The organism is Streptomyces sp. URMC 124 (genome assembly GCF_051386455.1).
Classification (GTDB): domain Bacteria; phylum Actinomycetota; class Actinomycetes; order Streptomycetales; family Streptomycetaceae; genus Streptomyces.
This window is the reverse complement of record NZ_JBPQTS010000542.1, coordinates 1-254: the sequence shown is the minus strand read 5'-3', so window position 1 is coordinate 254 and position 254 is coordinate 1. Positions and strand designations below refer to the sequence as shown.

At 52.4% G+C, this 254-nt stretch carries 1 protein-coding gene; it reads left to right on the top strand.

What is annotated here, in order from left to right:
* Window positions 1-48: 48 nt before the first annotated feature.
* The coding region (locus ACSNOG_RS33630; RefSeq protein WP_436756459.1) for a hypothetical protein at window positions 49-254 on the top strand (206 nt) is incomplete at its 3' end.

Genomic DNA, 254 nt, shown 5'->3' with positions numbered 1-254 from the left:
GACCAATTTGCCGTAGCCAACGGAAGAAAGGACCATGCGATTCTGCTCATGTGCGATACGCTGGAGTATGAGCTCGTTCCTTTCCAGACGGGGGCTTACAAGCTGGTCATTGCCAATACCAATAAGCGCCGCGGCCTTGTAGATTCCAAGTACAATGAACGCCGCAGCGAATGCGACAAGGCGCTTGAAATTTTACAGAAGGAAATTCCGGCGCTGTCGTACCTGGCTCAGCTTAACCCGCAGCAGTTCAAGGA